The sequence below is a fragment of the Nonomuraea sp. NPDC050153 genome, assembly GCF_044460125.1.
Lineage (GTDB): Bacteria > Actinomycetota > Actinomycetes > Streptosporangiales > Streptosporangiaceae > Nonomuraea.
This window is the reverse complement of the sequence record NZ_JBITJQ010000097.1, coordinates 1-1,471: the sequence shown is the minus strand read 5'-3', so window position 1 is coordinate 1,471 and position 1,471 is coordinate 1. Positions and strand designations below refer to the sequence as shown.

The window sequence follows — 1,471 nt, the reverse complement described above, 5'->3', positions numbered from 1 at the left end:
ACCGGACTTACACCGGCAAGCGACGACGAGCTTTCGGATCAGTCGTCAACCATCCATATCGATCAACCACCAATCACTACTGGACGCACAGGAGATTGATCATGGGAAACACCAGCAGCGGCTTTTCCGCGACGGGTCTGCGCAGACTGCGCGAGGTGCTGGCCCGGCATGTCGACTCCGGCAAGATCCCCGGCCTGGTGGCCCTGGTCAGCCGGGGCGGCCACACGCATGTGGAAGCGCTAGGCACGATGCAGCACGACGGTGGCGCGCCGATGCGCCGGGACACGATCTTCCGCATGGCCTCCACCTCCAAGCCGGTCTCGATCGCCGCGGCGATGGTGCTGCTGGATGAGTGCCGGCTGCGGCTGGACGATGTGGTCGATGAGTGGCTGCCCGAACTGGCCAACCGTCAGGTGCTGACGCGGCCCGACGCCCCGCTGGACGACACCGTGCCAGCGCGCCGGCCGATCACCGTCCGCGACGTGCTGACCTCCACCTTCGGGCTCGGCATAGACTTCACGGCGCTGGGCAAACCGATCATGAACGCGGTCTTCGAGCAGGGCCTCACGCCCAACCTGCCGGTGGAGGTGCCCGAGCCGGACGAGTGGATGCGCCGCCTGGGCGAGCTGCCGCTGATGTACCAGCCCGGCCAGCAGTGGCAGTACCACATCAGCAGCGACCTGGTCGGCGTGCTTGTCGCCCGGGTCACCGGCCAGTCGTTCGAGGAGTTCCTGCGCGAGCGCATCTTCGAGCCCCTCGGCATGAAGGACACCGGCTTCCACGTGCCCGCCGACCAGATTGACCGGCTGCCCACCCTGTATGCCCCCGACCCGCAGACCGGCGAGTTCCTCGCCTGGGACGAGCCCAAGGGCGGACGGTGGAGCACGCCTCCGGCGTTCCAGGGCGGCGGCGGCGGGCTCGTATCCACCGCCGACGACTACCACGCCTACTTCCAGATGCTGCTCAACGGCGGCATCCACAACGGCAAGCAGATCCTGTCCCGACCGGCCGTCGAACTGATGACCACCAACCGGCTCACCCCCGAGCAGAACGCCGCCCGCACCGCCCTGGCCACCAGCAACGTCCACATCTCCTTCGGCCAAGGCCAGCAAGGCGGCTGGGGCATCGGCATGGCGGTACGCACCTACCGCGGCGACTACACCCCCATCGGCCAGTTCGGCTGGGACGGCGGCAGCGGCACCTCCGCCTACGCCGACCCGGCCAACCAGCTCACCGGCATCCTGCTCTGCCAACTCGGCTACACCGTCCCGAACCCGGCGCACCTGATGAACGACTTCTGGACCACCCTCTACCAGGCCATCGACTGATACCAAGCCCGCGCCCTCGTCCGTTCGATCGAACTCGAGAACAGATTCAAGTCGGGTCGGGAGCAGACGAGGTGATGATGTCTGACGGTAGGGCCCAGGGCCTTTCTTCCGCCGGTTTCCCGGTCGGCTGTGCTTTCCCTGGT

General features: G+C 67.2%; 1 protein-coding gene. It reads left to right on the top strand.

Features of this window, described 5'->3' with window-relative positions; genetic code table 11:
• Positions 1-101: 101 nt before the first annotated feature.
• Positions 102-1,328, top strand: a complete 1,227-nt coding sequence (locus tag ACIBQ1_RS61840) for a serine hydrolase domain-containing protein (RefSeq protein WP_397292890.1) — start codon at positions 102-104, stop codon at positions 1,326-1,328.
• Positions 1,329-1,471: the final 143 nt, after the last annotated feature.

Excerpts from the sequence above, each read along its gene's own strand:
- ACIBQ1_RS61840 (WP_397292890.1), top strand. The coding sequence starts at position 102 with ATGGGAAACACCAGCAGCGGCTTTTCCGCGACGGGTCTGCGCAGACTG.